This is a genomic window from Novosphingobium chloroacetimidivorans (assembly GCF_014204535.1).
GTDB lineage: Bacteria > Pseudomonadota > Alphaproteobacteria > Sphingomonadales > Sphingomonadaceae > Novosphingobium > Novosphingobium chloroacetimidivorans.
In genome coordinates this window covers 164,951-190,560 of record NZ_JACHLR010000006.1, presented here as the reverse complement: position 1 = coordinate 190,560, position 25,610 = coordinate 164,951, and the positions used below count along the sequence as shown (strand labels likewise).

General features: G+C 66.3%; 29 protein-coding genes. 9 read left to right on the top strand and 20 right to left on the bottom strand.

What is annotated here, in order from left to right:
- Window positions 1-2: 2 nt before the first annotated feature.
- The 8 genes from HNO88_RS22265 to aspS form a co-directional block, all read right to left on the bottom strand.
- A complete protein-coding gene (locus HNO88_RS22265; RefSeq protein ID WP_246381428.1) occupies window positions 3-176 on the bottom strand; it encodes a hypothetical protein in 174 nt (57 codons plus the stop codon).
- Complete coding sequence (locus tag HNO88_RS09330; protein WP_184244369.1) at window positions 173-1,159, bottom strand: FAD binding domain-containing protein; 987 nt, start codon at window positions 1,157-1,159, stop codon at window positions 173-175. Before HNO88_RS09330 ends, HNO88_RS22265 begins: the two co-directional genes overlap by 4 nt.
- Window positions 1,156-1,662, bottom strand: coding sequence for a 2Fe-2S iron-sulfur cluster-binding protein (locus tag HNO88_RS09325; RefSeq protein WP_184244367.1), 507 nt, complete (start codon window positions 1,660-1,662; stop codon window positions 1,156-1,158). Before HNO88_RS09325 ends, HNO88_RS09330 begins: the two co-directional genes overlap by 4 nt.
- 219 nt (window positions 1,663-1,881) lie before the next feature.
- On the bottom strand, window positions 1,882-2,856 hold the full coding sequence (gene mltG / locus HNO88_RS09320) for an endolytic transglycosylase MltG (protein WP_184244365.1): 975 nt from the start codon (window positions 2,854-2,856) through the stop codon (window positions 1,882-1,884).
- Window positions 2,857-3,032: 176 nt separating this feature from the next.
- Window positions 3,033-4,295: a beta-ketoacyl-ACP synthase II gene (gene fabF / locus HNO88_RS09315; protein WP_184244363.1), complete on the bottom strand. Its 1,263-nt coding sequence runs from the start codon at window positions 4,293-4,295 to the stop codon at window positions 3,033-3,035.
- A gap of 159 nt (window positions 4,296-4,454) precedes the next feature.
- Window positions 4,455-4,691, bottom strand: coding sequence for an acyl carrier protein (locus HNO88_RS09310; protein ID WP_039282540.1), 237 nt, complete (start codon window positions 4,689-4,691; stop codon window positions 4,455-4,457).
- Between the two features lie 153 nt (window positions 4,692-4,844).
- Window positions 4,845-5,408 (bottom strand): DUF1993 domain-containing protein, encoded by a 564-nt coding sequence (locus HNO88_RS09305; protein WP_184244361.1) that lies wholly within the window; start codon window positions 5,406-5,408, stop codon window positions 4,845-4,847.
- A gap of 61 nt (window positions 5,409-5,469) precedes the next feature.
- The gene (gene aspS, locus HNO88_RS09300) at window positions 5,470-7,296 is read right to left on the bottom strand and encodes an aspartate--tRNA ligase (RefSeq protein WP_184244359.1); all 1,827 of its coding nucleotides are present in this window, start codon (window positions 7,294-7,296) and stop codon (window positions 5,470-5,472) included.
- 152 nt (window positions 7,297-7,448) lie between these two features.
- Between aspS and HNO88_RS09295 the strand changes: the two genes are divergently transcribed.
- From HNO88_RS09295 to HNO88_RS09285, 3 genes are all read left to right on the top strand, one after another.
- Window positions 7,449-7,688, top strand: a complete 240-nt coding sequence (locus tag HNO88_RS09295) for a hypothetical protein (RefSeq protein ID WP_184244357.1) — start codon at window positions 7,449-7,451, stop codon at window positions 7,686-7,688.
- A 97-nt stretch (window positions 7,689-7,785) separates the two neighbouring features.
- On the top strand, window positions 7,786-8,976 hold the full coding sequence (rnd, locus tag HNO88_RS09290) for a ribonuclease D (RefSeq protein ID WP_184244355.1): 1,191 nt from the start codon (window positions 7,786-7,788) through the stop codon (window positions 8,974-8,976).
- A gap of 75 nt (window positions 8,977-9,051) precedes the next feature.
- Window positions 9,052-9,948, top strand: coding sequence for a hydrogen peroxide-inducible genes activator (locus tag HNO88_RS09285; RefSeq protein WP_184244353.1), 897 nt, complete (start codon window positions 9,052-9,054; stop codon window positions 9,946-9,948).
- Window positions 9,949-9,955: 7 nt separating this feature from the next.
- Here the strand turns inward: HNO88_RS09285 and pgsA are convergent, their stop codons facing one another.
- Window positions 9,956-10,549: a CDP-diacylglycerol--glycerol-3-phosphate 3-phosphatidyltransferase gene (pgsA, locus tag HNO88_RS09280; protein WP_184244350.1), complete on the bottom strand. Its 594-nt coding sequence runs from the start codon at window positions 10,547-10,549 to the stop codon at window positions 9,956-9,958.
- Between the two features lie 137 nt (window positions 10,550-10,686).
- Here pgsA and HNO88_RS09275 point away from each other — a divergent pair, with 137 nt between their 5' ends.
- A complete protein-coding gene (locus HNO88_RS09275) occupies window positions 10,687-11,991 on the top strand; it encodes an MFS transporter (RefSeq protein WP_184244349.1) in 1,305 nt (434 codons plus the stop codon).
- Between the two features lies 1 nt (window position 11,992).
- On the opposite strand, the gene HNO88_RS09270 is transcribed toward HNO88_RS09275, so the two are convergent.
- The 3 genes from HNO88_RS09270 to HNO88_RS09260 all read right to left on the bottom strand — a co-directional run bounded on the left by HNO88_RS09270 (window position 11,993) and on the right by HNO88_RS09260 (window position 13,150).
- Window positions 11,993-12,211 (bottom strand): hypothetical protein, encoded by a 219-nt coding sequence (locus tag HNO88_RS09270; protein WP_184244347.1) that lies wholly within the window; start codon window positions 12,209-12,211, stop codon window positions 11,993-11,995.
- Between the two features lie 216 nt (window positions 12,212-12,427).
- The gene (locus tag HNO88_RS09265; RefSeq protein ID WP_184244345.1) at window positions 12,428-12,607 is read right to left on the bottom strand and encodes a CsbD family protein; all 180 of its coding nucleotides are present in this window, start codon (window positions 12,605-12,607) and stop codon (window positions 12,428-12,430) included.
- A 102-nt stretch (window positions 12,608-12,709) separates the two neighbouring features.
- Window positions 12,710-13,150 carry an EVE domain-containing protein gene (locus HNO88_RS09260; RefSeq protein WP_184244343.1) on the bottom strand — a complete coding sequence of 147 codons (441 nt, stop codon included), beginning with the start codon at window positions 13,148-13,150 and terminating at the stop codon, window positions 12,710-12,712.
- A gap of 62 nt (window positions 13,151-13,212) precedes the next feature.
- Between HNO88_RS09260 and HNO88_RS09255 the strand changes: the two genes are divergently transcribed.
- The 5 genes from HNO88_RS09255 to HNO88_RS09235 all read left to right on the top strand — a co-directional run bounded on the left by HNO88_RS09255 (window position 13,213) and on the right by HNO88_RS09235 (window position 17,949).
- Window positions 13,213-14,148 (top strand): isopenicillin N synthase family dioxygenase, encoded by a 936-nt coding sequence (locus HNO88_RS09255; protein ID WP_184244341.1) that lies wholly within the window; start codon window positions 13,213-13,215, stop codon window positions 14,146-14,148.
- 182 nt (window positions 14,149-14,330) lie between these two features.
- Entirely contained in the window at window positions 14,331-15,164 is an 834-nt protein-coding gene (dapF, locus tag HNO88_RS09250) for a diaminopimelate epimerase (RefSeq protein WP_184244339.1), read from the top strand.
- 10 nt (window positions 15,165-15,174) lie between these two features.
- Entirely contained in the window at window positions 15,175-16,350 is a 1,176-nt protein-coding gene (locus HNO88_RS09245) for a MiaB/RimO family radical SAM methylthiotransferase (RefSeq protein WP_184244337.1), read from the top strand.
- On the top strand, window positions 16,347-17,297 hold the full coding sequence (gene ftsY / locus HNO88_RS09240; protein WP_184244335.1) for a signal recognition particle-docking protein FtsY: 951 nt from the start codon (window positions 16,347-16,349) through the stop codon (window positions 17,295-17,297). The genes HNO88_RS09245 and ftsY overlap by 4 nt, the downstream gene beginning before the upstream one ends.
- A gap of 1 nt (window position 17,298) precedes the next feature.
- Window positions 17,299-17,949, top strand: coding sequence for an inner membrane-spanning protein YciB (locus HNO88_RS09235; protein WP_184244333.1), 651 nt, complete (start codon window positions 17,299-17,301; stop codon window positions 17,947-17,949).
- A 173-nt stretch (window positions 17,950-18,122) separates the two neighbouring features.
- Here the strand turns inward: HNO88_RS09235 and HNO88_RS09230 are convergent, their stop codons facing one another.
- The 8 genes from HNO88_RS09230 to HNO88_RS09195 all read right to left on the bottom strand — a co-directional run bounded on the left by HNO88_RS09230 (window position 18,123) and on the right by HNO88_RS09195 (window position 25,610).
- A complete protein-coding gene (locus HNO88_RS09230; protein ID WP_184244331.1) occupies window positions 18,123-19,079 on the bottom strand; it encodes a TIGR03557 family F420-dependent LLM class oxidoreductase in 957 nt (318 codons plus the stop codon).
- Between the two features lie 216 nt (window positions 19,080-19,295).
- Window positions 19,296-21,290 carry a potassium transporter Kup gene (locus HNO88_RS09225; RefSeq protein ID WP_184244329.1) on the bottom strand — a complete coding sequence of 665 codons (1,995 nt, stop codon included), beginning with the start codon at window positions 21,288-21,290 and terminating at the stop codon, window positions 19,296-19,298.
- A gap of 89 nt (window positions 21,291-21,379) precedes the next feature.
- Window positions 21,380-22,024 (bottom strand): tetratricopeptide repeat protein, encoded by a 645-nt coding sequence (locus tag HNO88_RS09220; RefSeq protein ID WP_184244327.1) that lies wholly within the window; start codon window positions 22,022-22,024, stop codon window positions 21,380-21,382.
- Entirely contained in the window at window positions 22,021-22,371 is a 351-nt protein-coding gene (locus tag HNO88_RS09215; protein ID WP_184244420.1) for a cytochrome c-type biogenesis protein, read from the bottom strand. Before HNO88_RS09215 ends, HNO88_RS09220 begins: the two co-directional genes overlap by 4 nt.
- Window positions 22,372-22,529: 158 nt before the next feature.
- Window positions 22,530-23,075, bottom strand: coding sequence for a DsbE family thiol:disulfide interchange protein (locus HNO88_RS09210; protein WP_184244325.1), 546 nt, complete (start codon window positions 23,073-23,075; stop codon window positions 22,530-22,532).
- On the bottom strand, window positions 23,072-25,018 hold the full coding sequence (locus HNO88_RS09205) for a heme lyase CcmF/NrfE family subunit (protein ID WP_184244323.1): 1,947 nt from the start codon (window positions 25,016-25,018) through the stop codon (window positions 23,072-23,074). The genes HNO88_RS09210 and HNO88_RS09205 overlap by 4 nt, the downstream gene beginning before the upstream one ends.
- Window positions 25,015-25,470 (bottom strand): cytochrome c maturation protein CcmE, encoded by a 456-nt coding sequence (gene ccmE, locus HNO88_RS09200; protein WP_184244321.1) that lies wholly within the window; start codon window positions 25,468-25,470, stop codon window positions 25,015-25,017. The genes HNO88_RS09205 and ccmE overlap by 4 nt, the downstream gene beginning before the upstream one ends.
- The gene (locus HNO88_RS09195; protein WP_184244319.1) at window positions 25,470-25,610 is read right to left on the bottom strand and encodes a hypothetical protein; all 141 of its coding nucleotides are present in this window, start codon (window positions 25,608-25,610) and stop codon (window positions 25,470-25,472) included. The genes ccmE and HNO88_RS09195 overlap by 1 nt, the downstream gene beginning before the upstream one ends.

Below are 25,610 nucleotides of genomic sequence, written 5' to 3'. Positions count from 1 at the left end.
CTTCAGCGGGCCATCGATGCGTGAGACCGGCTGGCCGACATGCCCATGCTGCTGCCGTCCGACCGGGCGTTCCAGGCGCCCGGCACCCAGCTGTCGGGCGCCAGCTGGATCGCCTTCTCCACTGCGGCCTGCACAAGGCCTTGCGCAGCCTGACGCGCGCTTTCGATCGGGTTCATGCGGCGTCTCCGGCAATGTCCGACAGCACGGCGGTGATCGTGCGGGCAGCAAGTTCGATCTTGAAGCCGTTGTCGCGCAGCGGCCGCGCCTGGGTGAGTTCCGCATCGGCGGCGCGGCGGAACAGTTCCGGCGATGGCGCCTGGCCGATCAGAATCGCCTCGGCCTTGGCGGCGCGCCAGGGCTTGTGGGCGACGCCGCCCAGCGCCACGCGCGCCTCGGCGATCGTCCCGCCTTCCAGACGCAGCACCGCCGCGACGGAAACCAGCGCGAAAGCGTAGCTCGACCGATCGCGGACCTTGCGATAGGCGGACCGGGCCTCGTTCGACAGTGGCGGCAATTCGATCGCGGTGATCAGCTCGCCCGGCTGCAGCAGCGTCTCGGCGTGCGGCGTATCGCCGGGCAGGCGGTGAAAGTCGGCAAAGGCAATCTGCCGCGTGCCCTCTGCGCCTTCGATCTCGACGGTAGCATCGAGCACAGCCAGCGCGACACACATGTCCGAAGGGTGCACCGCCACGCAAGCGTCGGATGCGCCAAGGATCGCATGCCCGCGGTTCAGGCCCTCAAGAGCGTCGCAGCCCTGGCCCGGCGCCCGTTTGTTGCAGCGCGAGCCGTCCTCATCGTAGAAGTACGAACACCGCGTGCGCTGCAGCAGGTTCCCGGCCACCGTCGCCATGTTGCGGATCTGCGCCGACGCGCCCGCCAGCACGGCCCGGGACAGCACCGGATAGCGGCTGCGGACCAGCGGGTGCTCGGCCAGTGCGGTGTTGCGAGTCGCCGCGCCGATGCGAAGACCGCCCGAAGCCGTCTCCTCGATGCCCGACGCCAGCCCCGTCACGTCGACCAACTCACGCGGTCGTTCGACGGTTTCGCGCATCAGGTCCACAAGGTTTGTGCCGCCCCCCAGGAAGCGCGCATCCTGCGCGGCGCCGAGCAGCAGGGCATGGCTGGGATCGCTTGCGCGCGCATACGTGAACTCGATCATCGCGCGCCCTCCGTGACATACGTGGCGACGATCGCGTCGACGATCCCGTTGTGCGCGCCGCAGCGGCACAAGTTGCCGCTCATCCGCTCTCGCAGCTCATCGTGCGTGAGTTCGATCGCAGAGTCGGCAAGGTCTTGCGTGACATTGCTGGGCGATCCTCGGCGCCATTCCTCGACCATCGCCACGGCCGAGCAGATCTGGCCAGGCGTGCAATACCCGCACTGGAAGCCGTCGTGCTCGATGAAGGCTTGCTGCAGCGGGTGCATCGCGCCTTCGACCAGGCCCTCGATCGTGGTGACCGAACGGCCATCCGCCTGGACGGCGAGCGTCAGGCAGGAAAGCACGCGCTCCCCATCCAGCAGCACGGTGCAGGCCCCGCACGCGCCCTGGTTGCAGCCCTTCTTGGTTCCGGTGAGATCGAGCCGCTCACGCAGCAAGTCGAGGAGCGAGACGCGCGGATCGGTCGGAACCGGAACCGGCGCGCCGTTTACGGTAAGTGCCATGGGTAGGCTCCTTCGGCTGGGAGCGGTTGGATGTGAGCATAGCCACTGGCGCGTGCCGTGGTTCCATTCACTTCTGGGCATATAAGATCGCGATTGTGCGACGGCGAACGCGGTTGGTCGCACGGGAATAACCAAGTAGCGCTCCGCGGCGCCTACCAGTGCGCGTCGGTCAGCGATGCGCCTGCACGAGCAGCCTTGTGAGCAGCATTGCGAGCAGGCTCAGAGCTCTCCGCGCGCGCGGCGGATTGCAAACCACTTCGCCACGTTGCGGTTGTGGTCGGCCAGGGTGTCGGCAAAAGCATGCCCGCCGGTCCCGTCCGCGACCATGTAGAGCGCCTTGGTGTCGGCCGGGTGCAGCACCGCCTCGATCGAGGCGCGTCCCGGATTTGTGATCGGATGCCTGGGCAGCCCGACCATGGTGTAAGTGTTGTAGTCGTTCACCGCTTGGATCTCGGACTGCAGAATACGGCGCCCGAGCGGCTTGCCCCGGGTGATCGGATAGATGATCGTCGGATCGGCCTGCAGCATCATGCCCTGCTTCAGCCGGTTGGAATAGAGCCCGGCCACCATCCGCCGCTCGCTCGGCTTCCCGGTTTCCTTCTCGACGATCGAGGCGAGCGTCAGCGCCTGCTCGGGGGTCTTTACCACCAGGTTCGGCGCACGCTTGGGCCAGAGCTCGGCCACCGTGCGGCTCATCGCGGCTTGCATCCGGCGAAGCACCGCCTGCCGGCTTTCGCCGCGCTCGAAGGCATAACTGTCGGGCAGGACCGAGCCTTCGGCCGGCATCTGCACATCGCCGGTAAGCTGGTCCTGCGCTTTCAGTCGCTCGTAGACCATGATGGAGGGCATGCCCTCGGGCACGGTCACGAACCGGCGGATCACGTCGTCGCTGGTGATGATGCCAAGCACCTGGTCCATGCTGGCATGCGCGGGTATCGCGAACTCCCCTGCCTTGATGTCGCGCCCGGCGCCGAAGATGCGGGCACGCAGCTTGAAGCCGGTCGCCGAGGCAATGACTCCTTTCGCCTCCAGCCGCTCGGCCACGGTGCCGAGCGAGGCGCCGTTGGGCACGATGAAGGTGCCGTCCTTGGCTTGCGGTCCGGAGCCGTACCAGCCGCCGAGGAACACGCCGAGCGCAATGGTGAGCACGACCGCGGCGATTGCCAGAAGGCCGCAGCCCTTGCGCGAGAGCATGGCCTAGCTGTCCTCCCCGGCACGGGGAAGGGAACCGCCAGCGTCGCCGGTGGTGGAGGGGACTCTCGCTAAAATGTAAGCCAGCGGCAGGATGCGCGTCCCCCCCACCACTCGCTGCGCGAGCGGTCCCCCTCCCCGCGCCGGGGAGGACAGGAGAACACCCGCGCGCAAGGTCCTCAATCCGCCTTGCGCATGATCAGGCTGGCGTTGGTGCCGCCAAAGCCGAAGCTGTTGTTCAGCACCGCGCGGACTTCGCGCTTCTTGGCCGTGTGCGGCACGAGGTCGACGCCCAGGCAGCTCTCGCTCGGGTTATCGAGGTTCAGCGTAGGCGGCACGATCTGATCGCGCAGGGCCAGGATGCAGAAGATCGATTCGACCGCGCCGGCGCCGCCCAGCAAGTGTCCGATCGCCGACTTGGTCGAGCTCATCGAGACCTTGCCGATGGCATCGCCGAACAAGCGGCGCACCGCACCCAGTTCCAGCTCGTCGCCAAGCGGGGTCGAGGTGCCGTGGGCGTTGATGTAGTCGATGTCGTCGGGCGTCAGGCCCGCCTTCTTCAGCGCCATGGCCATCGAGCGGTACGCGCCCGAACCTTCCGGGTGTGGCGCGGTGACATGGTAGGCATCGCCCGACAGACCATAGCCGATGACCTCGGCATAGATCTTCGCACCGCGCGCCTTGGCATGCTCGTACTCTTCCAGCACGACGACGCCGGCGCCCTCGCCCATGACGAAGCCGTCGCGGGCCTGGTCGTACGGACGGCTGGCCTTCTCGGGCTCGTCGTTGAAGTTCGTGGACAATGCCCGCGCCTGCGCGAAGCCGGCGATGCCGATCGGACAGACCGTGCCTTCTGCACCGCCCGCCAGCATGATGTCGGCGTCCCCGTCCTTGATCATGCGCGCAGCGTCGCCGATCGAGTGCGCGCCGGTCGAGCAGGCGGTCACCACCGCGTGGTTCGGCCCCATCAAGCCGTACTTGATGGAGACCTGGCCCGAGATCAGGTTGATCAGGCGCCCGTGTACGAAGTGCGGGCTGACGCGTGCCGGGCCCTTGTTGGCCAGCACCAGCGACTCGCTCTCGATGCCTGGCAAACCGCCGATGCCCGAGCCGATCGAACAGCCGGCCATCAGCCGGGTCGACTCGTCCATGTCGGTGAGGCCGGCGTCCTCGATGGCCTGGCCGGCCGCGTCGATGCCGTAGATGATGAAAGGATCGACCTGGCGCTGCACCTTGTGGTCGACGCGCTTGTTGGGGTCGAACCCGTACTCGTGGTCGGCCGGCTTCACCTCGCAGGCGATGCGGCACTTCTGATCCGAGGCGTCGAACTTCGTGATCGGCCCGGCGCCGGACTTGCCAGCCAGGATGTTGGCCCAGACGGTTTCGACGTCAGCTCCCAACGGAGTGACGAGACCAAGGCCGGTTACGACGACGCGACGCATGCAACTCTCCGGTAAGTCGAACATGACCCTGAAAATCTCGCGGGCCGGTAAAACGCAACAGGCTCAACCCCCCAAGGGAGCCGAGCCTGCCGATAGTAGAATTCCCCGCTGCCGCTCACGGCAGTTGCCGGCGACGGCCCGGAGGTCAGACGCGGGCGATCAGCCCTTGTTCTCTTCGATGTACTTGATCGCGTCGGACACGGTGCTGATCTTCTCAGCCGCATCGTCGGGGATCTCGACGCCGAATTCCTCTTCGAAGGCCATCACCAGCTCGACGATGTCGAGGCTGTCCGCGCCCAGATCGTCGATGAAGCTGGCGTCCTCGGTAACCTTGTCAGCCTCGACACCCAGGTGTTCGACGACGATCTTCTTAACCCGATCGGCGGTATCGCTCATGTATTGACCCCTTGAGAAGCGGAGGTTGGATATCTGCCAGCCGCCCTAATGGCCGTGCGGCGTGCTGGCAAGTCTTGCGGCAATGTTCGGTTCATGTGGCGGGTCGGCACGAGTGGCGCAAGAGCCCACTCGCAAAGACCCGCGCCTGCGTGCTCAGGCTTGATCGGGTGCCTGGCGCAGATAGGGCAGCATGTGCGGAATGTAGTCCGCCTTGCCGATGCTGACGCCCGCATTCCGCAAGATCGCGTAGGCCGTCATGACGTGGAAGTAGAACTGACCAAGCGCCCAGTCGCGCGCATACTGCTGCGCCGTCAGGTCGAACACCATGCCGATCGGCAGCGCATGGGCGATCGGGCTGTCCGGATCGACATCCAGCGCATCGGGCGCAAGGTCACTCAAGAAGGCGATCGTCTGCGCAATGCGGGCCTGGGCGTCGGCAAGGGTTCCTGGTTGACCCTCCCCGCTACGGCCCTCCGCCAGGAGCTCGGCAATCGTCGGCGGGAAATCCAGACCCCGAAGCCTGTGCGCGGCCTCCATCGCCTGCACGCAAGCGAAGCGCACCTGTGTGGACAGAGGAAACATGTCGGGCGCCAGCCGCGCTTTCAGCAGCGCCTCCGCCTCTGCGTCCGGCAGCTGCGAGCGTGCCTTGTCGAGCCAGCCCGACAGCGCGCCGAGCATCTGCGTGAACGTCGGCACCAGCAAGTTCGTGAGAGACATGAGCTTCATCCATCAATGGCATTGCGGCCCTGCGCCCAGGGCGGGTGCGGCCCCGAAAAGACTACCCCGCGTCCGGCGCGACCAGCTTGCTGGTCGAGACAGCGGCGGGCTTGACCGGCTCGACCACGCGCATGTGCAGTTCGCGCAGCTGCTTGGGCTCGGCCGGTGTCGGCGCCCCCATCAGCAGGTCCTCGGCGCGCTGGTTCATCGGGAACAGGCTGATCTCGCGCAGGTTCTGCACGCCGCACAGCAGCATGACGATGCGATCGACGCCCGCGGCCATGCCGCCGTGCGGCGGGGCGCCGTACTGGAACGCGCGGTAGAGGCCGCCGAAGCGCTCCTCGACATCCGCCTTGGAGAGGCCGACCAGCTCGAACGCCTTGACCATCAGCTCCGGGCTCTGGTTGCGGATCGAACCGGAGGCGATCTCGTAGCCGTTGCAGACGAGATCGTACTGGAACGCCTTGATGCTCAGCGGATCGCTGCCCTCGAGCGCTTCCATCCCGCCCTGCGGCATCGAGAACGGGTTGTGCGCGAAATCGACCTTCTTGTTGTCCTCGTCCCACTCGTAGAACGGGAAATCGACGATCCAGGCAAGCTCGAAGCGATCCTTGTCGATCAGGCCGAGCGTGTCGGCGACGCGAGTGCGGGCAAGACCCGCCAGCTTGCCCGCCTGCTCTTCCTTGCCGGCTGCGAAGAACAGCCCGTCGTCGGGACCGAGGCCCAGTGTATCGTAGAGCGCGGCCATCTTCTCAGGGCCATGGTTCTTGGCGATCGGGCCGCCGAACTCGCCGGCCTTCCGAGTGACATAGCCAAGTCCCGCATGGCCTTCCGCACGCGCCCAGTCGTTCATCTCGTCGAAGAACTTGCGGCTCTTCTCGGCGGTGTTCGGCGCGGGGATCGCGCGGACGACGCCGCCCGAGCCGACGATCTTCTCGAACAGGCCAAAGCCGGACTGCGTGAACTCGGAAGAGACGTCGCGGATGATCAACGGGTTGCGCAAGTCCGGCTTGTCGCTGCCGTAGTCGAGCATCGCCTGAGCGTGCGGGATGCGGCGGAACTGGCCGACCGGGGTCACGCTCTTGCCTTGAGCGAACGCCTCGAAGACCTGGCCGATCACCGGCTCCATCGTCTCCCAGACTTCCTCCTGCGTGACGAAGCTCATCTCCAGGTCGAGCTGGTAGAATTCGCCCGGCAGGCGGTCGGCGCGCGGGTCCTCGTCGCGGAAGCAGGGCGCGATCTGGAAATAGCGGTCGAACCCTGCGACCATCAGCAGCTGCTTGTACTGCTGCGGCGCCTGGGGCAGCGCGTAGAACTTGCCGGGATGAATGCGGCTTGGCACCAGGAAGTCGCGCGCGCCCTCCGGCGAGGAAGCCGTCAGGATCGGTGTCGAATACTCGGTGAAGCCAGCCTCTTCCATGCGGTTGCGCATGTCGCGGATGATCTTGGTGCGGGTGACGATGTTGGCGTGCAGCGTCTCGCGGCGCAGGTCGAGGAAGCGATACTTGAGGCGAATGTCCTCCGGGTACTCCTGCTCGCCGGCGACCGGCATCGGCAGCTCCTCGGCGCGGCTGAGCACGGTGACGGCACGGGCGAACACCTCGATCTCGCCGGTCGCGAGGTTGGGGTTCACGGTCGCGGCGTTGCGGGCTTTCACCTCGCCCTCGATGGTGATCACGCTTTCCAGGCGCACCGCTTCCAGCAGCGGAAGCGCCGGGCTGTCGCTGTCGGCCACGACCTGGGTGATGCCATAGTGATCGCGAAGATCGACGAAAAGCACGCCGCCATGATCGCGCTTGCGGTGGACCCAGCCCGAAAGGCGGACCGTGTGACCGGTCGCGGCGGCCGTCAGGGCGCCGCAGGTGTGGGTACGATAGGGGTGGGTCATGGCTCTTCTTCGGATCGTCTGGATGGCAAGCCGTCGCCCCTAGTGCAGAGCGCGGCCGATTTCCAGCAGCGACGTCGAGTAACCGCGTCGTAACCATTTGCCGCTTATCGCTCCTGCTCCCGAAAAGGGTCGCAAAGACAAGAAGGTACAACATGAAGCCGCTCGACACCGGGGATTTCGTCCCCGCTCTCGACCTTGCTGAAGCATATGCCCCGGAGATCGAATCCGGCGATTACGTCATCGACAGCTTCGGCCAGTTGAAGTTCGCCACCGCCGCGAGCGCACCCAGCGGAGCGGCGCTGCGCCGTCGCTTGATAACGCCCGAAGTGCTTGCACGGATGGACGCGGAGCAGCCGAGGAAAACGCTGCTGCAGCGTCTTCTGCGCCGCTGATCGCCGGCGAGGTCCACCGAGCCCGCGGTATTACAGGTCGATCACCGAACAAGCGCCGTTGATTGCACGCAGCGTTGAGCGTAACGCGGCTCGGGTCATGCAAATTCACCCGTTGATTACGAAAAGCGAAGACCTGGCCGCCTTGTGCGAGCGCCTGGCGAAGTCGGACTTTGTCGCAGTCGACACCGAGTTCATGCGAGAGAACACGTACTGGCCTGAGCTCTGCCTGGTTCAGATCGCGGACACCCAGGAAGCCGCGGCGATCGATCCGCTGGCGCCCGATCTCGATCTCCAACCCTTGTGGGACCTGCTGACCGGCAACGAGGACGTGCTTAAGGTCTTCCACGCCGGCGGGCAGGATGTGGAGATCATCTACAACTTCACCAACCGCACGCCACATCCGATCTTCGATACCCAGATCGCGCAGATGGCGATCAGCCAGTCGGAGCAGATCGGCTACTCGAACCTGGTCGAATCGTGGCTGGGCCTGACGATCGACAAGGGCGCGCGTTTCACCGACTGGTCGCGTCGCCCCCTCACCGAACGGCAGATCGAGTATGCGATCGGCGACGTCACCCACCTCGCCAAGATATTCCCCAGGATGCTCAAGCGCCTGATCAAAACCGATCGGGGCGAATGGCTCGACCAGGAAATGGAGAAGCTCGCCGATCCCGAGAACTACCGGAACGATCCCACGATCGCCTGGAAGCGGATCAAGGCGGCGGGCCGCAACGCCGGCGTGCTCGGCCGGCTCAAGGCACTGGCAGCCTGGCGCGAGCACGAAGCGCGGGGCAAGAACATTCCCCGCGGGCGCATCGTCCGCGACGAGACGCTGGCGGATCTTGCCAGTCATCCACCCAAGACCCAGTCCGATCTCGCCAAGGTGCGCGGCCTGTCGCAGGGGTGGAAGGACAACGAAATCGGCAAGCGGCTGATGCAGGCGCTCGCCGCGTCCGAGCCGCTGCCGGAGGACGAGCTGCCGCCGCGCGCGCCAAGGGGCGCACCGCTCGGCAAGGAAGGCTCGCTGGTTGCCGACCTGCTCAAGCTGCTGCTCAAGATCCGCGCGCGCGAAATCGACGTCGCCTCGCGCCTGCTCGCCCGCAGCGAGGAACTGGAGCTGCTCGCTGCCGGTGTGCGCAAGAACCTGGCGATGCTGGAAGGCTGGCGATTCAAGACCTTCGGCAAGGATGCGCTCGATCTCGTCGAGGGCAAGCTTGCGTTCGCGGTGGTGGACGGCCGGCTGAAGATGACTCACGTGGATGATACGGTGGAGCCGGCGCCGGAATGACTTCCGGTCCTCCCTTCGCAGGGTAGGGTCTATACCACTTGGCGCACTGGCGCACTGCGTGCATAGCCTCTCGCCGTGACCGTCTATCAGCCCACCCTCAAGCAGCTCCAGTACCTCGTCTCGCTCCACGAGCATGGCCACTTCGGCCGCGCCGCGGACGCAAGCTTCGTGTCGCAGTCGACGCTGTCGGCCGGCCTGCGCGATCTGGAGGCGCTGCTGGGCGTCACTCTGGTCGAGCGTACCAAGCGCGCCGTGCGCTTTACGCCGCTGGGCAACGCGGTGGTGGAGAAAGCCCACCGGATCCTGCGCGAAACGGAAGAGCTGTCGGACCTCATCCAGTCGAGCGGCAAGCCACTGGCCGGAGAGCTGCGGATGAGCGTGATCCCGACGATCGCGCCGTTCCTGCTGCCCCGCATGCTGCCGCGCCTGCGCCGCGAACGGCCGAACCTGAAGCTGTTCCTGCGCGAGGAGCCGAGCGCCGCCGCCATAGAATCGCTCCACCACGGCCGCGCCGACTGCGTGCTGCTCGCCCTGCCCTATGCGACGGGCGAAGTGGAAAAGGAGACGATCGAGCTCGACGCCTTCTTCGTGGCCTTCCCCAAGGACGATCCGCGCAACATCCCTGCCGAGATCGAGCCCGAACTGATCGACGAACATCGCCTGCTGATGCTGGAAGACGGGCACTGCCTGAAGGACCACGCCCTCGCCGCCTGCAACCGCCCCGAGCTGCGGGCCTCGGCGACGATGATCGGCACTTCGCTGCACACGCTGGTGCAGATGGTAGACAATGGCCTGGGACTGACGATGCTGCCCGAAATGGCGCTCGACGCCGGCATCCTCAACGGCACCAACGTGGTCGCGAAACCCCTGCACTCACCCAACGCGAATCGAGAGATCGCCTTGGTGTGGCGCCGCAATTCCCCCCGCTCGGACGAATTCCGCATGCTCGCGGACGAGTTGCGAGCCGGCTGAGCCGGCCTCAATCCATGTGCTTGAGGCCGACCCTCAGGTAATCCCAACCGGTCACCAGCGTCAGCACCGCCGCGGCCCAGAGCGTCGTCAGACCAACGGTATGCGGCACGTTGACGACGATCGCGCCAAGGTCGACGTTCCACCAGGGCATGGCATGCCCCAGGATCAGCGCACCCAGCGAGACAAGCTGGAACGTCGTCTTCCACTTCGCCAGCCGACTGACCGGCATCGAGACCTGCAATCCACCCAGGAATTCGCGCAGGCCCGAGACGGCGATCTCCCGCACCAGGATGATCAGGCCGGCGATGACGTGCATGTCGCCGACATAAGGTCCGGTGAGGATCCCTTGCGCCGTCAGGACCAGGATCACGGCCGCGACCATGATCTTGTCGGCGATAGGATCCAGGAACACGCCCAGCCGCGACACCGCACCGCTCGACCGCGCGAGGTAGCCGTCAAAGTAGTCGGTGATGCCCATCAGGCAGTAGAGCGCGAAGGCCATGGCATAGCCGCCCTCCCACTTGGGCCACCACAGCAGGAACGCGAGCAGCGGTACCGCGAAGATGCGCGAGAGCGTCAGCAGATTCGGCAGGGTCAGCATGCAGCAATGCCCTTAGAGGCTGCGCGCGGATCGGGGAAGCGGCGGCCTAAAATAGTCATGCCACTGCAAGGGGGGCTTGCCCGCAGGCGCTATGCCACTAAGTGTCGCGCAGCATTGGTAGGCGCAGCGCAGGACGCATGACGACATCGACCCAGCTTATCCGGGCGCGCCGCTTCCTGCCGCTCTTCGTTACCCAGCTGCTGGGTGCGTTCAACGACAACCTGTTCAAGAACGCCATGGTGTTCTTCGTCGTCTACTCGGTCTACAATTCCGAGACGGCCGAGATGTGGTTCAGCGCCGTCGCCTCCGGCGTGTTCGTGACGCCGTTCTTCCTGCTCTCCGCCCTGGCGGGGCAGCTGGCCGACATGCGTGACAAGGCCCGCATCATTCGCATCGTCAAGGCGTGCGAGATCGGCATCATGGCCGTTGGCGGCGCAGGCCTGCTGCTGGCCTGGCAAGGCGTGGCGATCGGCTCGCTCTCGATCCCGCTGATGCTGCTCGCGCTGTTCGCGATGGGTGTGCATTCCACGTTCTTCGGCCCGATCAAGTACGCGATCCTCCCGCAGCACCTGCACGAGAACGAAGTGCTTGCCGGCACCGGCCTGGTCGAGGCCGGCACGTACATGGCGGTGCTTGCGGGGACTATCGTGGCGGGCTGGATCGGCGTGCACTGGGCGGCGCTGGGCGTCATTATCGTGGCGCTGATCGGCTTCGTCACTGCACGGTTCGTGCCCTCGGCACCAGCGCAGGGCAAGGTAGAGCCCATCGACTTCAACGTGTTCCGCTCTTCCTACAAGCTCATCAGCCACACCGTGCATGACCGCCGCGTGTTCCTGGCGATCGTGGCCATCAGCATCTTCTGGGCGATCTGCACCATCCTGTTCGTGCAGTTCACACCGCTCGCAAAGAACGTACTGAGCGCCAGCAAGGAAGTGGCCAGCCTGTTCCTGGTGATCTTCTCGGTCGGCGTGGCGATCGGCTCGGTGTCGATCAACGCCCTGCTGAAGGGCACGGTTTCGGCCCGCTACTCGCCGATATCGGTGATCGCCATGGGCGCGTTCCTGATCGCCTTCGAGGCTATCTGCAGCGATTGGCGCGCCAGCAGCACGATGATGGACGTGCCGACCTTCATCGCCCATCCGCTTGCGCCGATGCTGCTGCTGACATTGCTGGGGATCGCCGTATCGGGCGGCATGTTCGTGGTGCCGCTCTACGCATTCCTGACCACCTTCGTCGAGAAGTCGCAGACCGCTCGCACGATCGCGGCGAACAACATCGTCAACTCGGGCGCGATGGTCGTGGGCGCGCTGTTCGCCGGACTGCTCAGCCTCATCGGCCTGGCAGTGGTCAAGCAATTGCTGGTGGTGGCGGGATGCTGCCTGCTGCCGGCCTGGTTCGGCTACGTCCTGCTGCGCGCCGAACGGGCGGCAGCGCCGGCCTGACTCACGCCAGGAACGTCGTCACCACGATGAAGGTGGCGCAGTAGGTCGAGACCAGGCTGCGCCAATCCTCGTCGAAGACCTCGCGCAGCGAGCGGTCGCGGGGTGCCTCCGGCTCGTCCGGAAAAGGCCGGAACACGTGCGGCGGTAGCGACCGGCGATAGGGATGGCGCGCCTGTTCGGAGGTGAGCACCAGAGCACGGCGGAGCGAATGCGGCTTCATGCCACATGCTTAAGAAATCGTTACCAAGCATGCCAGAGGCTGGGAAAGCGGCGGCCCGGAATGGGACGTCGGCCACTCGAGCTGCGGATACAGGGAACGATCGCGCTCGTCGGCAAATCCAAGCTTCGATGAACCTAAGGCCCTGGGACTTGAAGCCTGCCCCAAACGAAAAAGGCCGCCCGAAGGCGGCCTCTCCGTTCGATCTAGCGCGAAAGCTTAGATCTTGTCTCCGAGCGCGCCCTTGACGCCGCCCTTGAGCTGCTGAGCCTCGCCCTTGCGCTCCTGCGCCTTGCCTTCTGCGTCCAGGCCAGGATTGTCCTTGCCGGCTACAGCCTGCTTGACGTTGCCGATGGCTTCGTTGGCGAGGCCCTTGGCCTTGTCGGTGAGTTCACCCATGGTTTGTCTCCTCTTGGCGAAGGTGCACCCTGTTGTGCGCCTTTGATCAGAAAACGACTTGATCTGGGCTAAGTTCCGCAGCGACGTTGTATCAACCTGTAATCACCCGTTCGAAGCCTCGTCCGCCATATCGAGCAGGTACGCCCACTCCTTTGCAGTCACAGAAGCCACCGACAGACGCGAAAGCTTCACCAGCTCCATATCCGCCAGCGCGGGATCGGCCTTGATTTCCTTCAGGGTTACCGGGCGTTTCAGCTTCCTCACCGGCTTCACCTTCACCGCCGCCCACTTGCCTTCCGGGTCGCTCGGATCGGCCAGGCCCGACTCGCTGATGCTGACGACGCCGACGATCTCCTTGCCGATGTTGGAGTGATAGAAGAACGCCTCGTCGCCTACCTGCATCGCGCGCAGGTTGTTGGCGGCGCGGTGATTGCGCACGCCGTCCCAGGTGCCCTCGCCCTCGGCCACCAGGTCATCCCAGCTGTAGGCGTCCGGTTCGGACTTCATCAGCCAGTAGCTCTTTGCCCCGTGGCTCTTGGACATGCATCGCCTCATGAATTCGACTAGAGGAAGCGCAACTAGCCCATTCGCAGCGGATCGCACACATGGACATCGCCGAAATCCCCATCCTCAGCCTGGCCGAAGAACCGCGGGCGCTTTCCACCGAGATCGGTCGCAGCTTCCGAACCTTCGGCTTCGCGTTGGTGCGCGATCACGGTATCGACCTCGCTCTGATCGACGAAGCCTGGCGCCTTACCGCCGAGCTGTTCGCGCAGCCGACCGAGCAGAAGATGCGCGGCTTCATTCCCGGCACGGGCGGCGCGCGCGGCTATACCCCGTTCCGCACCGAAGTGGCCAAGGGCGCGACCGAGAAAGACCTCAAGGAATTCTGGCACGTCGGTCGCGACTTGCCAGCTGGCCATCCGCTGAGCGCAACCATGGCGCCCAATGTCTGGCCCGAACAACCCAAGGCGTTCCGCGAGGTTTTCGAGACACTCTATGTCGAGTTCGACCGTGCCGGCGCACGCATCCTCTCGGCCATCGCGCTCGATCTGGGCCTAGACGAACATTGGTTCGATGCCGCCGTCGAGGATGGAAACTCAGTGCTGCGCCTGCTGCATTATCCGCCGGTCGGTCCCGAGTCGGGCGGCGCCATCCGCGCCGGCGCGCACGAGGACATCAACCTCATCACCCTGCTGCTCGGCGCCGAAGAAGCGGGGCTGGAACTGCTCGGCAAGGACGGTCGCTGGCTGTCGATCGCACCCCCGCCAGGCGCGCTCGTGGTCAACATCGGCGACATGCTGCAGCGGCTGACCAACCACGTGCTGCCATCCACCACGCACCGCGTGCGCAATCCCTCGGGCGAGCGGGCGGGCTACAGCCGCTATTCCATGCCGTTCTTCCTCCATCCCCGCAGCGACTTCGAGATCAGGACGCTGCCTGAGTGCGTGTCGGCCGATAACCCGGATCGCTATCCGGAGAGCATCACCGCCGACGGCTACCTGCAGGAGCGGCTGCGCGAGATCGGCCTGAAGGGCTGAGGGCGCGGCGAGCCGTCCACATGCCCCGTCGCCCCCGCGAAGGCGGGGGCCCCGCTTCATGCGTTGCCACACCGGTGCAAGCACAAGCGGGATCCCCGCGTGCGCGGGGATGACGAGTTGGTGGCAACACGCGCCGTCAGGTGCACTTTACGGCTCTACCCACAAGGCCTAGATCGCCAGCCATGCGGATCGCCTTCACCAAGATGCACGGCCTGGGCAACGACTTCGTCGTGCTCGACGCGCGCGACGCGCCGATCCCCGAGATCGACGCCGTTGCCGCCGCGGCCATTGCCGATCGCCACACCGGCATCGGCTGCGACCAGCTGGTGCTGCTGGAACCCTCGTCCATGGCCGACTTCCGCATGCGCATCTTCAATGCCGACGGCAGCGAAGTCGAGGCCTGCGGCAATGCCACGCGCGCGGTGGGGCTGCTGCACGGCAGTGCCGCGCGGATCGAGACCCTTGGCGGCGTGATCGCCGCCAGCCCGGCGCAGACCGGCATCGCGGTGGAGATGGGCCATCCTCGCTTCGTCTGGGACGAGATCCCGCTCGCCTACCCGATGGATACGCATGCCATGCCGGTCGCTTGGGAAGAGCTGGCAGACCCGATCGCGGTCAACGTCGGCAATCCCCACGCGATCTTCTTCGTGCCCGATACCGCGGCGGTCGACCTTGCCCGGCTCGGACCGGAGATCGAGAATGATCAGCTCTTCCCCGAACGGATCAACGTCAACGTCGCCACCATCGTCTCGCGCCAGGCGATCCGCCTGCGCGTGTGGGAGCGCGGCGCGGGCCTGACCCGCGCTTGCGGCACCGGCGCCTGCGCCACCGCGATCGGCGCGATGCGGCGGGGGCTGGTCGACCGGAAGGTCACCGTGAAGCTTCCCGGCGGCGCGCTCTCAATCGAGTGGCGCGAGGATGGCGAGATCGTCATGACAGGGCCTGCTGCCGAGAGTTTCCGGGGCGACTTCGATGCCGCCGCCTACGGCTTGTTCGAGTTCGGGACTGCCGGGTGAGATTCGCGGGGTGACAGTCGAAGTCCATTCGCTTGGCTGCCGGCTAAACCTGGCCGAGAGCGAGCAGATGCGCGGGCTTCTCGCCGGTGCCGACGATCTGGTCGTCATCAACTCCTGCGCCGTGACGGCGGAAGCCGTCCGCCAGACTCGCCAGGCGATCCGTCGTGCCCGGCGCGCGCGGCCGGACGCACGCCTGCTGGTGACCGGCTGCGCGGCCGAAGTCGAGCGCGAGGTCCTGGCGCGCATGCCTGAAGTCGACGGCCTGATCGCCAACTCCGCCAAGCTCGACCCGCGCGCCTGGAACCTGCCTGCGCCTGCCCAAATCCCAAGGCCGACCGGCTACACGCGCGGCTTCGTCCAGGTGCAGAACGGCTGCGACCATGCCTGTACCTTTTGCGTAATTCCCCGAGGTCGCGGCGCCAGCCGATCGCGCGCGATCGCGGATGTCCTCGAGGATGTCGCGCTGCACATAAATGCCGGCGTGCAGGAGATCGTGCTCACCGGCGTCGATCTGACCTCTTGGGGTGCCGACCTGCCCGACACGCCGCGCCTTGGCAGCGTGTGCGAGGCCATCCTGGCCCGCTTCGGCGCCCTCCCCCGCCTGCGCCTGTCATCGGTCGATGGAGCCGAGATCGACGACGCCTTGTTCGACCTCATCGCCGGCGAGGCGCGGATGATGCCGCACCTGCATCTCTCGCTGCAGTCGGGCGACGACATGATCCTCAAGCGCATGAAGCGCCGCCACTCGCGCGCCGATGCCCTCCGCCTCGTCGAGCGGCTGCGTGCGCGCCGAACCGACCTTGCCATCGGCGCCGACCTCATCGCCGGCTTCCCGACCGAGACCGAGGCGATGCACGCGCAAAGCATGGCGATCGTTGCCGAGCTCGCCATCGTGCACGGCCACGTCTTCGCCTATTCGCCACGTCCGGGCACGCCCGCCGCGCGTATGCCGCAGGTGCCGCCCGTCCTCGCCCGCGCGCGCGCCGCCGATCTTCGCGTTGCCGTTGCCGAGCAGCGTGCGCGTTGGCTCGCCGGCCTTGTCGGCAGGCCGATTTCGGTCCTTGCCGAGCGCGGGCAAACCGGCCATTCGCGCGAGTTCGCGCCGGTGCGGCTGCCCTCGGGCACGCCAGCCGGCACGCTGCTCAGCCTGACTCCGTGCAGGGTCGTCGAAGGAATGCTGGAATGAGTACCGATACACCTGCCGGTGAAGTCCAGGACGACGGCTGGTCGAATCGGTTGTTCGGCGGCTTTCGCAAGACGTCGGAGCGGCTGACCGAGAACCTCTCGGGCATCGTCGGCAAGACCCGCCTCGACGACCACCAGCTCGACGATCTCGAAGACGCGCTGATCATGTCGGACCTCGGCCCACGTGCCGCCGCCCGCATCCGTGCACGCCTGGCCGACGAGCGCTTCGAGCGCGATGCCGACGAGCGTGCCATCATGGAAGTGGTCGCGCGCGAGATCGCGGAGATCCTGCGCCCCGTCGCCAAGCCGCTGGACGTGGTCGCCTTCCCCCGCCCCCAGGTGATCCTGGTGATCGGCGTCAATGGTTCGGGCAAGACCACGACGATCGCCAAGCTGGCGCACTTGTTCCAGGAGCAGGACTATTCGGTCATGCTGGCGGCCGGAGACACCTTCCGTGCTGCCGCCATCGGCCAGCTGCGCGTCTGGGCCGACCGGGTCGGCGTGCCGATCATCACGGGCCCCGAAGGCGGTGACCCCGCCAGCGTGGTGTTCGATGCGGTCAAGGCGGCGACCGATACCGGCATCGACGCGCTCATCGTCGACACGGCCGGACGCCTCCAGAACAAGCGTGAGCTGATGGACGAACTCGCCAAGATCCGCCGCGTGCTTGGCCGCTTGAACCCGGAAGCGCCGCACGACGTGGTGCTGGTGCTGGACGCCACCAACGGACAAAACGCCTTGTCGCAGATCGAGATCTTCAAGGAAGTGGCCGGCGTCTCCGGCCTGATCATGACCAAACTCGATGGCACTGCACGCGGCGGGGTCCTCGTCGCGGCGGCCGAGCAATACGGCTTGCCGATCCACGCCATCGGAGTTGGCGAGCGGATCGACGACTTGCGCCCTTTCAATCCCGACCTGCTGGCGCGGGTCATCGCGGGGATCGCCTGATATGGCTGACACGCAAGTCGAGAAGCCGCGGAGCTCGTGGATCAACCTGGTGGTGGACTTCGGCCCGCTGCTCGTCTTCTTCCTGACCTACCGCTACTTCTCTCCGGCGGACGACGAGAATTCCGTGGGCATCGTGCTGGCCGTTACCAAGGGAACCGTCGCATTCATGATCGCGACGATCCTGGCGCTGATCGTCTCGAAGTGGCGGCTGGGGCACGTCTCGCCGATGGTCTGGCTCTCGACCACGCTGATCCTGGGCTTCGGCGCGCTGACGGTGTTCTTCAACGACCCGTTCTGGATCCAGATCAAGCCCACCGCCGTCTACCTGCTATTCGCCGCGGTGCTGTTCGGCGGGCTGCTGAAGGGCAAGGCGATGCTGCGCTACCTGCTGCAGTCCGCGTTCGAGGGGCTGGACGATGCGGGCTGGCTGAAGCTTTCGCGCAACTGGGCGGTGTTCTTCGTGTTCCTCGCCGGGCTGAACGAAGTGCTGCGCCAGGTGCTGACCTTCGGCGGCTGGCTGCAGGCCAAGCTATGGCTGTTCACCGGGCTGTCGTTCCTGTTCACCTTCTCGCAGATCCCGATGGTGCTGCGGCACGGGATGGGTGAGGACAAGACCGAGGAACTGGTCGAGAACACGCCGGTGGATCAGTAGCACCCGCGTTCCGTATTTAAATTCAGAATGCTACCCACGTTCGTCATCCCGGGCTTGACCCGAGATCCCGCTTCTTCTTGCGACCTTGGCCAAGGAAGCGGGGCCCCGGATCAAGTCCGGGGCGACGTGGTTTGGGTGCTTACGAGACGCGCTTGCGGGCAATTGATCGGGCACTACCGCAGCTTGGGCAGCAGTTCCTGCTCGACGAAGCGGATGAAACCGGCCTGGTCGTCGCCAGGACACGCCAGCACGAGGTGATCGAAGCCCGCGTCCAGGTACTTCTGGATCGCCTGCAGATGGACCTGCGGATCGGGTCCGGCCGGGATCGTGTCCTTGAGGTCTTCGGGCCGCACGTACTTGGTCGCCGCCTCGAAGCCGGCCACGTCGCGCAGTTCGGAGTTCACCGACCAATCGAAGGCGCTGAAGCGGAACCGCTCGTGCGCGGTCTTGCGGCCTTCTTCCTCGCTGTTTGCCCAGGCCAGCACCACCTCGCCGTAGACCGGGCCACCGCCACCGGCCGCGTCCTTATAGCCCTGTACCAGCTCCTTCTCGGGGCTGGTCGCCATGATTCCGTCCGCCTTCTCGGCCGCGAGTTCGATCGACTTGGGTCCGCTCACCCCCAGCGTCACCGTGATCGGCTGCTCGGGCGCATCGTACAGCTGGGCATGGTCCAGATCGAAGAACTGGCCTTCGTAGCTGTGCACTTTGCCGTCCCAGAGCAGGCGGAAGATGTCGATCGCCTCCCCCACCATCTCGTGGCGGATCGGGGTCGAGGGCCAGAGCGCGCCGGTGACGTGCTCGTTCAAGCGCTCGCCCGCACCGATCGCCAGGCTGAAGCGATTGTCGCTCATGATCGCGATCGTCGCCGCGGCCTGCGCGATGATCGCGGGATGGTATCGGATGATCGGGCAGGTCAGCCCCGTGGTGATGCCGATAGTGTCGGTCGCATGGGCGATAGCGCCGAGCACCGACCAGGCGAACGGCGCATGTCCCTGCGCCTCGAGCCAGGGATGGAAGTGGTCGGAAATCGAGACGAAGTCGAACCCGGCTTCTTCGGCCTTGATCGTGTTGGTCACGAGCGCCTTGGGCCCGTGCTCCTCGGTCATCAGCTTGTACCCGAACTTGGTCATCGCGGCGCTCCTCGCAAGATCTTGCTGGAGCAATGCACTGGCGGCCCGATGGTTCTGAGTTGATGCGGCGAGGCGCCCCGTCCGGAAGGGCAGCGTGCGAGCCGAGCCGGAGGGCGCTTCTGGCGCCGCGAACATCGTCACCCTGCGACAAGCTCCGGGTGACGCAGCCGGAGAGCGCATCCTGGCGGCATCCTCACGCGGGATGCCAAGCCAGTCCTAGATTTCCAGCTGGCTGCCCAGCTCGACGACGCGGTTCGTCGGCAAGCGGAAGAACTCCATCGCACTGGCCGCATTGCGCATCATCCAGGCGAACAGCTTCTCGCGCCAGATCGCCATGCCGGGCTTGGCGGAGGGCAGCAGCGTCTGGCGCGAAAGGAAGAAGCTGGTCTTCATCATCTCGAACCGACCGCCGCAGATCTCCGTGTGGGCCAGTGCCGCGGGCACGTCTGTCTCTTCCATGAAGCCATAGCGCAGCGTCAGGCGGTAGAAGCCCTCACCCAGGTTGGTGACCGAGAAGCGCTCGGTCGGCTCCACCCAGGGCACGTCCTGAACTTCGACCGTCAACACGACCACGCGCTCGTGCAGCACCTTGTTGTGCTTGATGTTGTGCAGCAGCGCGGACGGCACGCCGATGTTGGTCGAGGCCATGAAGATCGCCGTCCCCGGCACGCGAGCCGCGCTGCCATGGGCGCTCTTGGCGAAAACGTTCAGCGGCAACGCCGCCTCCGTCATGCGCTGGCGCATCAGCAGGCGGCCCTTGTTCCAGGTCGTCAGCAGCGTGAAGGCGATGAAGCCGATCAGCAGCGGGAACCACCCCCCATCCGCGATCTTGGCGGCGTTGGCGGCGAAGTAGGTGCCATCGACGATGAAGAAGACCAAGGCCACGGGCACCGTCAGCCACAACGGCCAGCGCCACAGGACGACGAACAGCACGGTCATCAGGCATGTGTCGATCAGCATCGCGCCCGTCACCGCGATGCCATAGGCCGAGGCGAGGTTGGACGAGTTCTGGAAGATCAGCACCAGCACGATCACGCCCCACATCAGCGCGTAGTTGACGAAGGGGATGTAGATCTGCCCCACCTCGTGCTCGCTGGTGTGGCGGGTCGACAGGCGTGGGATGAAGCCCAACTGCATCGCCTGGTGCGTGATCGAGAATGCGCCGCTGATCACCGCCTGGCTGGCGATGAAGGTGGCGCAGGTCGCCAGGATCACCAGAGGCAGGCGCAGCGTCTCCGGCGCCAGATTGAAGAACGGGTTGCGCATGGCTTCGGCGGCAGCGGCATCATCCAGGCCCAGGATCATCGCCGCCTGGCCGAAGTAGTTCAGCAGCAGGCAAGGCATGACGAAGCTGAACCAGCTGATCCGCATGGGTCCCCGGCCGAAGTGGCCCATGTCCGAGTAGAGCGCCTCCGAGCCGGTCACGGCCAGCACCACCGATCCGAGCGCCAGGAACGCCAGCAGCTTGTCCGTCAGGAAGAACTGCACCGCGTACCAGGGATTGAGCGCCAGCAGCACATGCGGCAGCTGAACGAGGTGATAGACGCCCAGCACGGCCAGCACGATGAAGTAGACGATCATCACCGGCGCGAACAGCGCGCCGACCTTGGCCGTGCCGCTCTTCTGGATGAGGAATAGCGCGATCAGCAGCACGAGGGCGATCGGCAGGACCAGCGGCGTCAGGCGGGCCTCGACCACAGTCAGGCCCTCGACCGCGGAGAGTACCGAGACCGCCGGGGTGATCATGCTGTCGCCGTAGAACAGTGCCGTCGCGAACACGCCCAGGAGCACCACGAGGCCCGACGCCTGCGTGTTCCTCAGCTTGCCCGAGATCAGCGCGACGAGAGCCAGGCTGCCGCCCTGCCCCTTGTTGTCGGCGCGCATCAGTATGCCGACGTACTGGACCGAAACGACCAGCGTCATCGACCAGAAGATCAGGCTGACGACGCCCAGGATATGCAGCTCGTCGATGGCGAGCGGGTGCGGGCCGACGAAGGTCTCGCGGAAGGCATAGATCGGACTGGTACCGATATCGCCGAAGACGACGCCAATCGCGCCGAGCGCCAGCTTGCCCAGGCCGCCGCCATGGCTGTGAGAACCTTGGGCGAGCGGTTCGCCGAGACCGGGAAGCGGATCTACGATAGCGGTTCCGTCTTGCGTGCCCTCGGGACGCGAGCCGGAGCCGGCGGAACCCCGCGATGCATCATCCATGCGTGCGCCCCGTCATCACGTTCGAGCACCATCTCGCATCTGCGGCATGCGCGGCCGTTAGCAGCATGACTTACGCCTAGCAACGCGTCTCAACGCGGCTCTCCGCCGGTTTGTTGCGCCGACATCAACATGTCCAGGCGGCGCAGCTTGACCTGCAGGTCGTCATGCCATGGCGCATCGGGTGGCGTCTCGTCGAGCAGACGTCGCCACAACTCACGCGCTTCCACGAAGCGTCCGGACTGCGCCAGCGCGAGACCGAGGAAATAGGGCGGTCCGGGATGTTCCGGCTCGGCCTTGGCGGCACGTTGAAACGCCGTCAGCGCTGCCGGGGTAAGCTGACCATCGGCATGGGCGACAAGCGCATTGCCCATCGCCAGCCAGGCCTCGGCGTTCTTGGGGTCCTCGTCCGTCGCGGCGCGCAGCATCTCGGCGGCCGCAGCGAACTGCCCGTTGCGTGCCAGCGCATCGGCAACGACGACCCAGCGGTCCGTCGGCGGGATGCCGCTGTTGGTGACTCGTGCGCGTGCCTTGACCAGAGCCGCCGGATCGCCCGTCACTTGCTCGCGCGCGGCCGTGGGAGCAGCGGGCACGGGCTTCGCCTGAAACGCATATCCGGCAACACCGAGCAGCAGCGCGGCCGCGATCGCCTCCCAGCCCCGCCGCGGGGCGCGCAACACGACGACGGCAAGCAGGAAGGCGGCAAGCGCCAGCACCAGAGCGATGATCCAGGTCACGGCCGCTCGCCCCGGCGGAAGCGATGCCGAAGCAGGAACGCGGCGAGCGCGACCAGGACCAGCGGCAGCGCGAACAGCGGCCAGGTCAGCCCGGTGACCCGCGGCGCGTAGCTGACGTAGTCGCCATAGCGCTCGATCAGCCAGGCGCGGATCGCCTCCGGCTCCTCACCGGCGGCGATGCGTTCGCGCACCAACGAGCGCATCGAGCCCGCAATCGGCGCATCGGAATCGGCGATCGACTGGCCCTGGCATTGCAGGCAGCGCAGCGTCTGCATGAGCGACTGGGCTTTGGCCTCCTTCGCCGCCTCGTCGAGCTGGCGGTACGCGTAAGGCGCGGTGGACTCCATTTCCTGCGCAACGACAGGAAAGGCGAAGAGCGCGAGCACCAGAAAGGCCAGCAGGCACGCCCCCAGCCCCGTTCGTGTCGAGCGCCGTCGAGACACTTGGGCGCGGTGCCAGAGAGTTTCGGCAACGCTCGACGATAAGGGGGTGGAGAGCGACCGATTCACCGTGCAGCCTCCAGCTTGCCGAGCAGCATGGCCACATGCTCGGGCCTGATCTCGCCGATGTGCTGGTAGCGGATGCGGCCCCGGCCATCGATCACGTAAGTCTCGGGCACGCCCGACGAGCCGAGCGCCAGTTGCACGCTGCCGGCATTGTCCGCGCCGATGCGGGTGAACGGATTGCCGTGCTCGGCCAGGAACGCCTGGACCGCCTCGGGCCGATCGCGCACCGAGATGCCTTCGACGATCGCGCCCGAGCGCTTCAGTTCGGCCAGCTGTGGCGCTTCGACCCGGCAGGGAATGCACCAGCTGGCGAAGATGTTGAGGAGCCGCGGCCTGCCGTCCTTGAGCTCGGCGCTGCGCAGGCCCGGCGTGCCGGGGAGCGATCCTGGCAGTACGAACTCGGGCAGAGGGCGCTCGATCAGCGTGCTTGCCACGTTGCGATCGGCCGGCCGGAACAGCCCGATCGCGACCAGCGCGATGAAGGCGAGGAAGAGCGCCAGCGGCAGCCAGATCGTCCAGCTGCGGGATCGCGGTGAGGCGCTCATCGGCCTTGCCTCTCGCGACGGTAGGCGATCTTCCCGCGCGCGACGATGCGGCGCAAGTCGCTGGCGACATGCCCGATCACCGCGAGCACGCCGCCAAGCGCGATCAGGATGCCGCCCAGCCAGATCAGCGTGACGAACGGCTTCCACCAGAGCCGCACTTGCCAGCGATCGCCGGAAGCTTGCTCGCCGAGAACGGCGTAGAGCTGCCCGTTCCAGCGCGTCAGCAGCGCCGATTCGCTGGTCTGCTGCGGCGGCGTCCAGAAGCTGCGCGCCTGTGGCCGGAGCACCTGCTCTGCGCCGCCACCGTAACGCACCTCCAGCTTGCCCTCGAGCGCCGTCCAATTGGGTCCGGCGACCGGTTCGACATCGGCGAGGCGCACGCGCCACGGTCCGACGCTGGTGCTCTCGCCGGCTCGCAGGGCGACCAGCCGCTCGACCGACCAGGCGCTCTCGCTCGCCATCCCGAGCAGCGCGACGGCCACGCCGAAGTGGGCCAGCACCATGCCCCAGATCGGCAGCGGCGTGCGGCGCAAGTTGCGGTCGCGCAGTGGGAGCACGCTTGCCACCGCCAGCCCGAGCCCGAGCACCAGGCCGAGGAACGGCAGCAGTGCGATCCCGCCGACCACCAGCGCGGCCACGGCGGCGAAGCCGGTCACCAGAGCCGGGATCAGCAGCCGCTTGCCGAACCGCTCCACACTATCGCGCCGCCATCGCAGCAGCGGACCGACCGCGAGCACGAGCAGCATGGGCACGAAGAACAGAGCCCCCATAGGGTTGAAGTAAGGAGGGCCGACGGAGACCTTGGCGCCCATCGCCTCCGCCACGAGCGGATAGAGCGTGCCGAACAGCACGATGCCGAGAATGGCGCAGAGCAGCACGTTGTTGATCACCAGCGCGCCTTCGCGGCTGACGACGGCAAAGCGCTCGCCTTCGGTCACGGTGCTCGCGCGCAGTCCGAACAACGTCAATGCGCCGCCGATGTTGATCGCCAGAAGCGCGAGGATGAAGCTGCCCCGCTCCGGGTCGACGGCAAAGGCGTGCACGCTCGTGAGGATGCCCGAGCGGACCAGGAAGGTGCCGACCATCGACATCGAGAACGCGACCACGCCCAGCATCACCGTCCAGGCGCGCAGGGCGTTGCGGGCCGCCAGCACGCCGGCCGAGTGCAGCAAGGCCGTCGCGGCCAACCACGGCATGAGCGAGGCGTTCTCGACCGGATCCCAGAACCACCAGCCACCCCAGCCCAGCTCGTAGTAGGCCCAGTAGGAGCCCGCGGTGATGCCGAGCGTCAGGAATATCCACGCCCCCAGCACCCACGGCCGCATCGCGCGCGCAAAGGCCGGACCGACCTCTCGCGTCACCAAGGCTCCGATCGCGAAGCTGAAGGCGATCGAGAGGCCGACATAGCCAAGGTAGAGCGTCGGCGGATGGAACGCGAGGCCGAGGTCTTGCAGCAGCGGGTTGAGGCCGTTGCCCTCCAGCGGCGCCGGATCGAGCCGCTCGAACGGATTGGAAGCGATCAGCAGGAAGGCGTAGAAGCCCAGGCTGACGAAAGCCTGCCCCGCCAAGGTCGCGAGCATGGTCCGCTCCGGCAGGCGCCGCTCCACCAGCGCGACGATGCCGCCGGCAAGGCCCATCACGGTCACCCACAAGAGCATCGAGCCCTCGTGGTTGCCCCAGGCACCCGCGATCTTGAACACCAGCGGCTTCATCGAATGCGAGTTCAGCGCGACGAGCTTCACCGACAGGTCGGTCACCGCGAAGAGACAGATCAACGCCACGAAGGCGATCAGCGCCAGCAGCCCCTGCACCACTGCGACCGGACGCACGATCCCGCCCAGGGCGCTGCCTCGGGCGGTCAGCGCCAATGCGCCGGCCATCAGTTGCAGCAAGGCCAGCGCAGCCGCCAGCCAGAGCGCAGCAAGGCCCAGTTCGGCGGTCATTGCGTTTCGGCCACGACCTTCTTGGCCTGATCCTTGGTCATCTGCTGCATTTCACGAGGTACGTAGTTCTCGTCATGCTTGGCGAGCAGATTGTCGGCATTGAAGACGCCATCGGGTCGCATCCGACCCTCTGCAACCACGCCCGATCCCTCGACGAACAGCGAGGGCACGATCCCGGCGAACTCGACCGCAACCCGCGCCTTGCCGTCACCCACCACGAAGTGGATCGTCACGCCGTCCGGCGCGGTCTTGAGCGAGCCCTTCTCCACCATGCCGCCCAGACGCACGGTGCGCGTCGCAACGGGCGGCACCGCAACGATGTCGCTTGGAACATAGAAATAGCTCGCCTGGCTCTTGAGCGCCCAGGCCGCCAGGATGCCCGCCGAGAGAACGACGACCAGCGCGACCACAAGCAGCACGAGCCGCTGGTGCTTGGCCTTGATCGCGGCCATCAGCGCTTGCGGCTTTCGTCCCGGCGCTTCTCGGCACGGCGCATGGAGAGCCACGACCAGGCGATCATGCCCAGCGTCCCGAGCACGCCGACGGCATATGCGGCCAGAACGAAGTCCCATTGATCCAGCGCCTCGCGCAT

What these genes read in the sequence shown, in the direction of transcription:
- HNO88_RS22265 (WP_246381428.1), bottom strand. Translation starts at nt 176, where the DNA reads ATGAACCCGATCGAAAGCGCGCGTCAGGCTGCGCAAGGCCTTGTGCAG.
- HNO88_RS09330 (WP_184244369.1), bottom strand. Translation starts at nt 1,159, where the DNA reads ATGATCGAGTTCACGTATGCGCGCGCAAGCGATCCCAGCCATGCCCTG.
- HNO88_RS09325 (WP_184244367.1), bottom strand. Translation starts at nt 1,662, where the DNA reads ATGGCACTTACCGTAAACGGCGCGCCGGTTCCGGTTCCGACCGATCCG.
- mltG (WP_184244365.1), bottom strand. Translation starts at nt 2,856, where the DNA reads ATGCTCTCGCGCAAGGGCTGCGGCCTTCTGGCAATCGCCGCGGTCGTG.
- fabF (WP_184244363.1), bottom strand. Translation starts at nt 4,295, where the DNA reads ATGCGTCGCGTCGTCGTAACCGGCCTTGGTCTCGTCACTCCGTTGGGA.
- HNO88_RS09310 (WP_039282540.1), bottom strand. Translation starts at nt 4,691, where the DNA reads ATGAGCGATACCGCCGATCGGGTTAAGAAGATCGTCGTCGAACACCTG.
- HNO88_RS09305 (WP_184244361.1), bottom strand. Translation starts at nt 5,408, where the DNA reads ATGTCTCTCACGAACTTGCTGGTGCCGACGTTCACGCAGATGCTCGGC.
- aspS (WP_184244359.1), bottom strand. Translation starts at nt 7,296, where the DNA reads ATGACCCACCCCTATCGTACCCACACCTGCGGCGCCCTGACGGCCGCC.
- HNO88_RS09295 (WP_184244357.1), top strand. Translation starts at nt 7,449, where the DNA reads ATGAAGCCGCTCGACACCGGGGATTTCGTCCCCGCTCTCGACCTTGCT.
- rnd (WP_184244355.1), top strand. Translation starts at nt 7,786, where the DNA reads ATGCAAATTCACCCGTTGATTACGAAAAGCGAAGACCTGGCCGCCTTG.
- pgsA (WP_184244350.1), bottom strand. Translation starts at nt 10,549, where the DNA reads ATGCTGACCCTGCCGAATCTGCTGACGCTCTCGCGCATCTTCGCGGTA.
- HNO88_RS09275 (WP_184244349.1), top strand. Translation starts at nt 10,687, where the DNA reads ATGACGACATCGACCCAGCTTATCCGGGCGCGCCGCTTCCTGCCGCTC.
- HNO88_RS09270 (WP_184244347.1), bottom strand. Translation starts at nt 12,211, where the DNA reads ATGAAGCCGCATTCGCTCCGCCGTGCTCTGGTGCTCACCTCCGAACAG.
- HNO88_RS09265 (WP_184244345.1), bottom strand. Translation starts at nt 12,607, where the DNA reads ATGGGTGAACTCACCGACAAGGCCAAGGGCCTCGCCAACGAAGCCATC.
- HNO88_RS09260 (WP_184244343.1), bottom strand. Translation starts at nt 13,150, where the DNA reads ATGTCCAAGAGCCACGGGGCAAAGAGCTACTGGCTGATGAAGTCCGAA.
- HNO88_RS09255 (WP_184244341.1), top strand. Translation starts at nt 13,213, where the DNA reads ATGGACATCGCCGAAATCCCCATCCTCAGCCTGGCCGAAGAACCGCGG.
- dapF (WP_184244339.1), top strand. Translation starts at nt 14,331, where the DNA reads ATGCGGATCGCCTTCACCAAGATGCACGGCCTGGGCAACGACTTCGTC.
- ftsY (WP_184244335.1), top strand. Translation starts at nt 16,347, where the DNA reads ATGAGTACCGATACACCTGCCGGTGAAGTCCAGGACGACGGCTGGTCG.
- HNO88_RS09235 (WP_184244333.1), top strand. Translation starts at nt 17,299, where the DNA reads ATGGCTGACACGCAAGTCGAGAAGCCGCGGAGCTCGTGGATCAACCTG.
- HNO88_RS09230 (WP_184244331.1), bottom strand. Translation starts at nt 19,079, where the DNA reads ATGACCAAGTTCGGGTACAAGCTGATGACCGAGGAGCACGGGCCCAAG.
- HNO88_RS09225 (WP_184244329.1), bottom strand. Translation starts at nt 21,290, where the DNA reads ATGGATGATGCATCGCGGGGTTCCGCCGGCTCCGGCTCGCGTCCCGAG.
- HNO88_RS09215 (WP_184244420.1), bottom strand. Translation starts at nt 22,371, where the DNA reads ATGGAGTCCACCGCGCCTTACGCGTACCGCCAGCTCGACGAGGCGGCG.
- HNO88_RS09210 (WP_184244325.1), bottom strand. Translation starts at nt 23,075, where the DNA reads ATGAGCGCCTCACCGCGATCCCGCAGCTGGACGATCTGGCTGCCGCTG.
- HNO88_RS09205 (WP_184244323.1), bottom strand. Translation starts at nt 25,018, where the DNA reads ATGACCGCCGAACTGGGCCTTGCTGCGCTCTGGCTGGCGGCTGCGCTG.
- ccmE (WP_184244321.1), bottom strand. Translation starts at nt 25,470, where the DNA reads ATGGCCGCGATCAAGGCCAAGCACCAGCGGCTCGTGCTGCTTGTGGTC.
- HNO88_RS09195 (WP_184244319.1), bottom strand. Translation starts at nt 25,610, where the DNA reads ATGCGCGAGGCGCTGGATCAATGGGACTTCGTTCTGGCCGCATATGCC.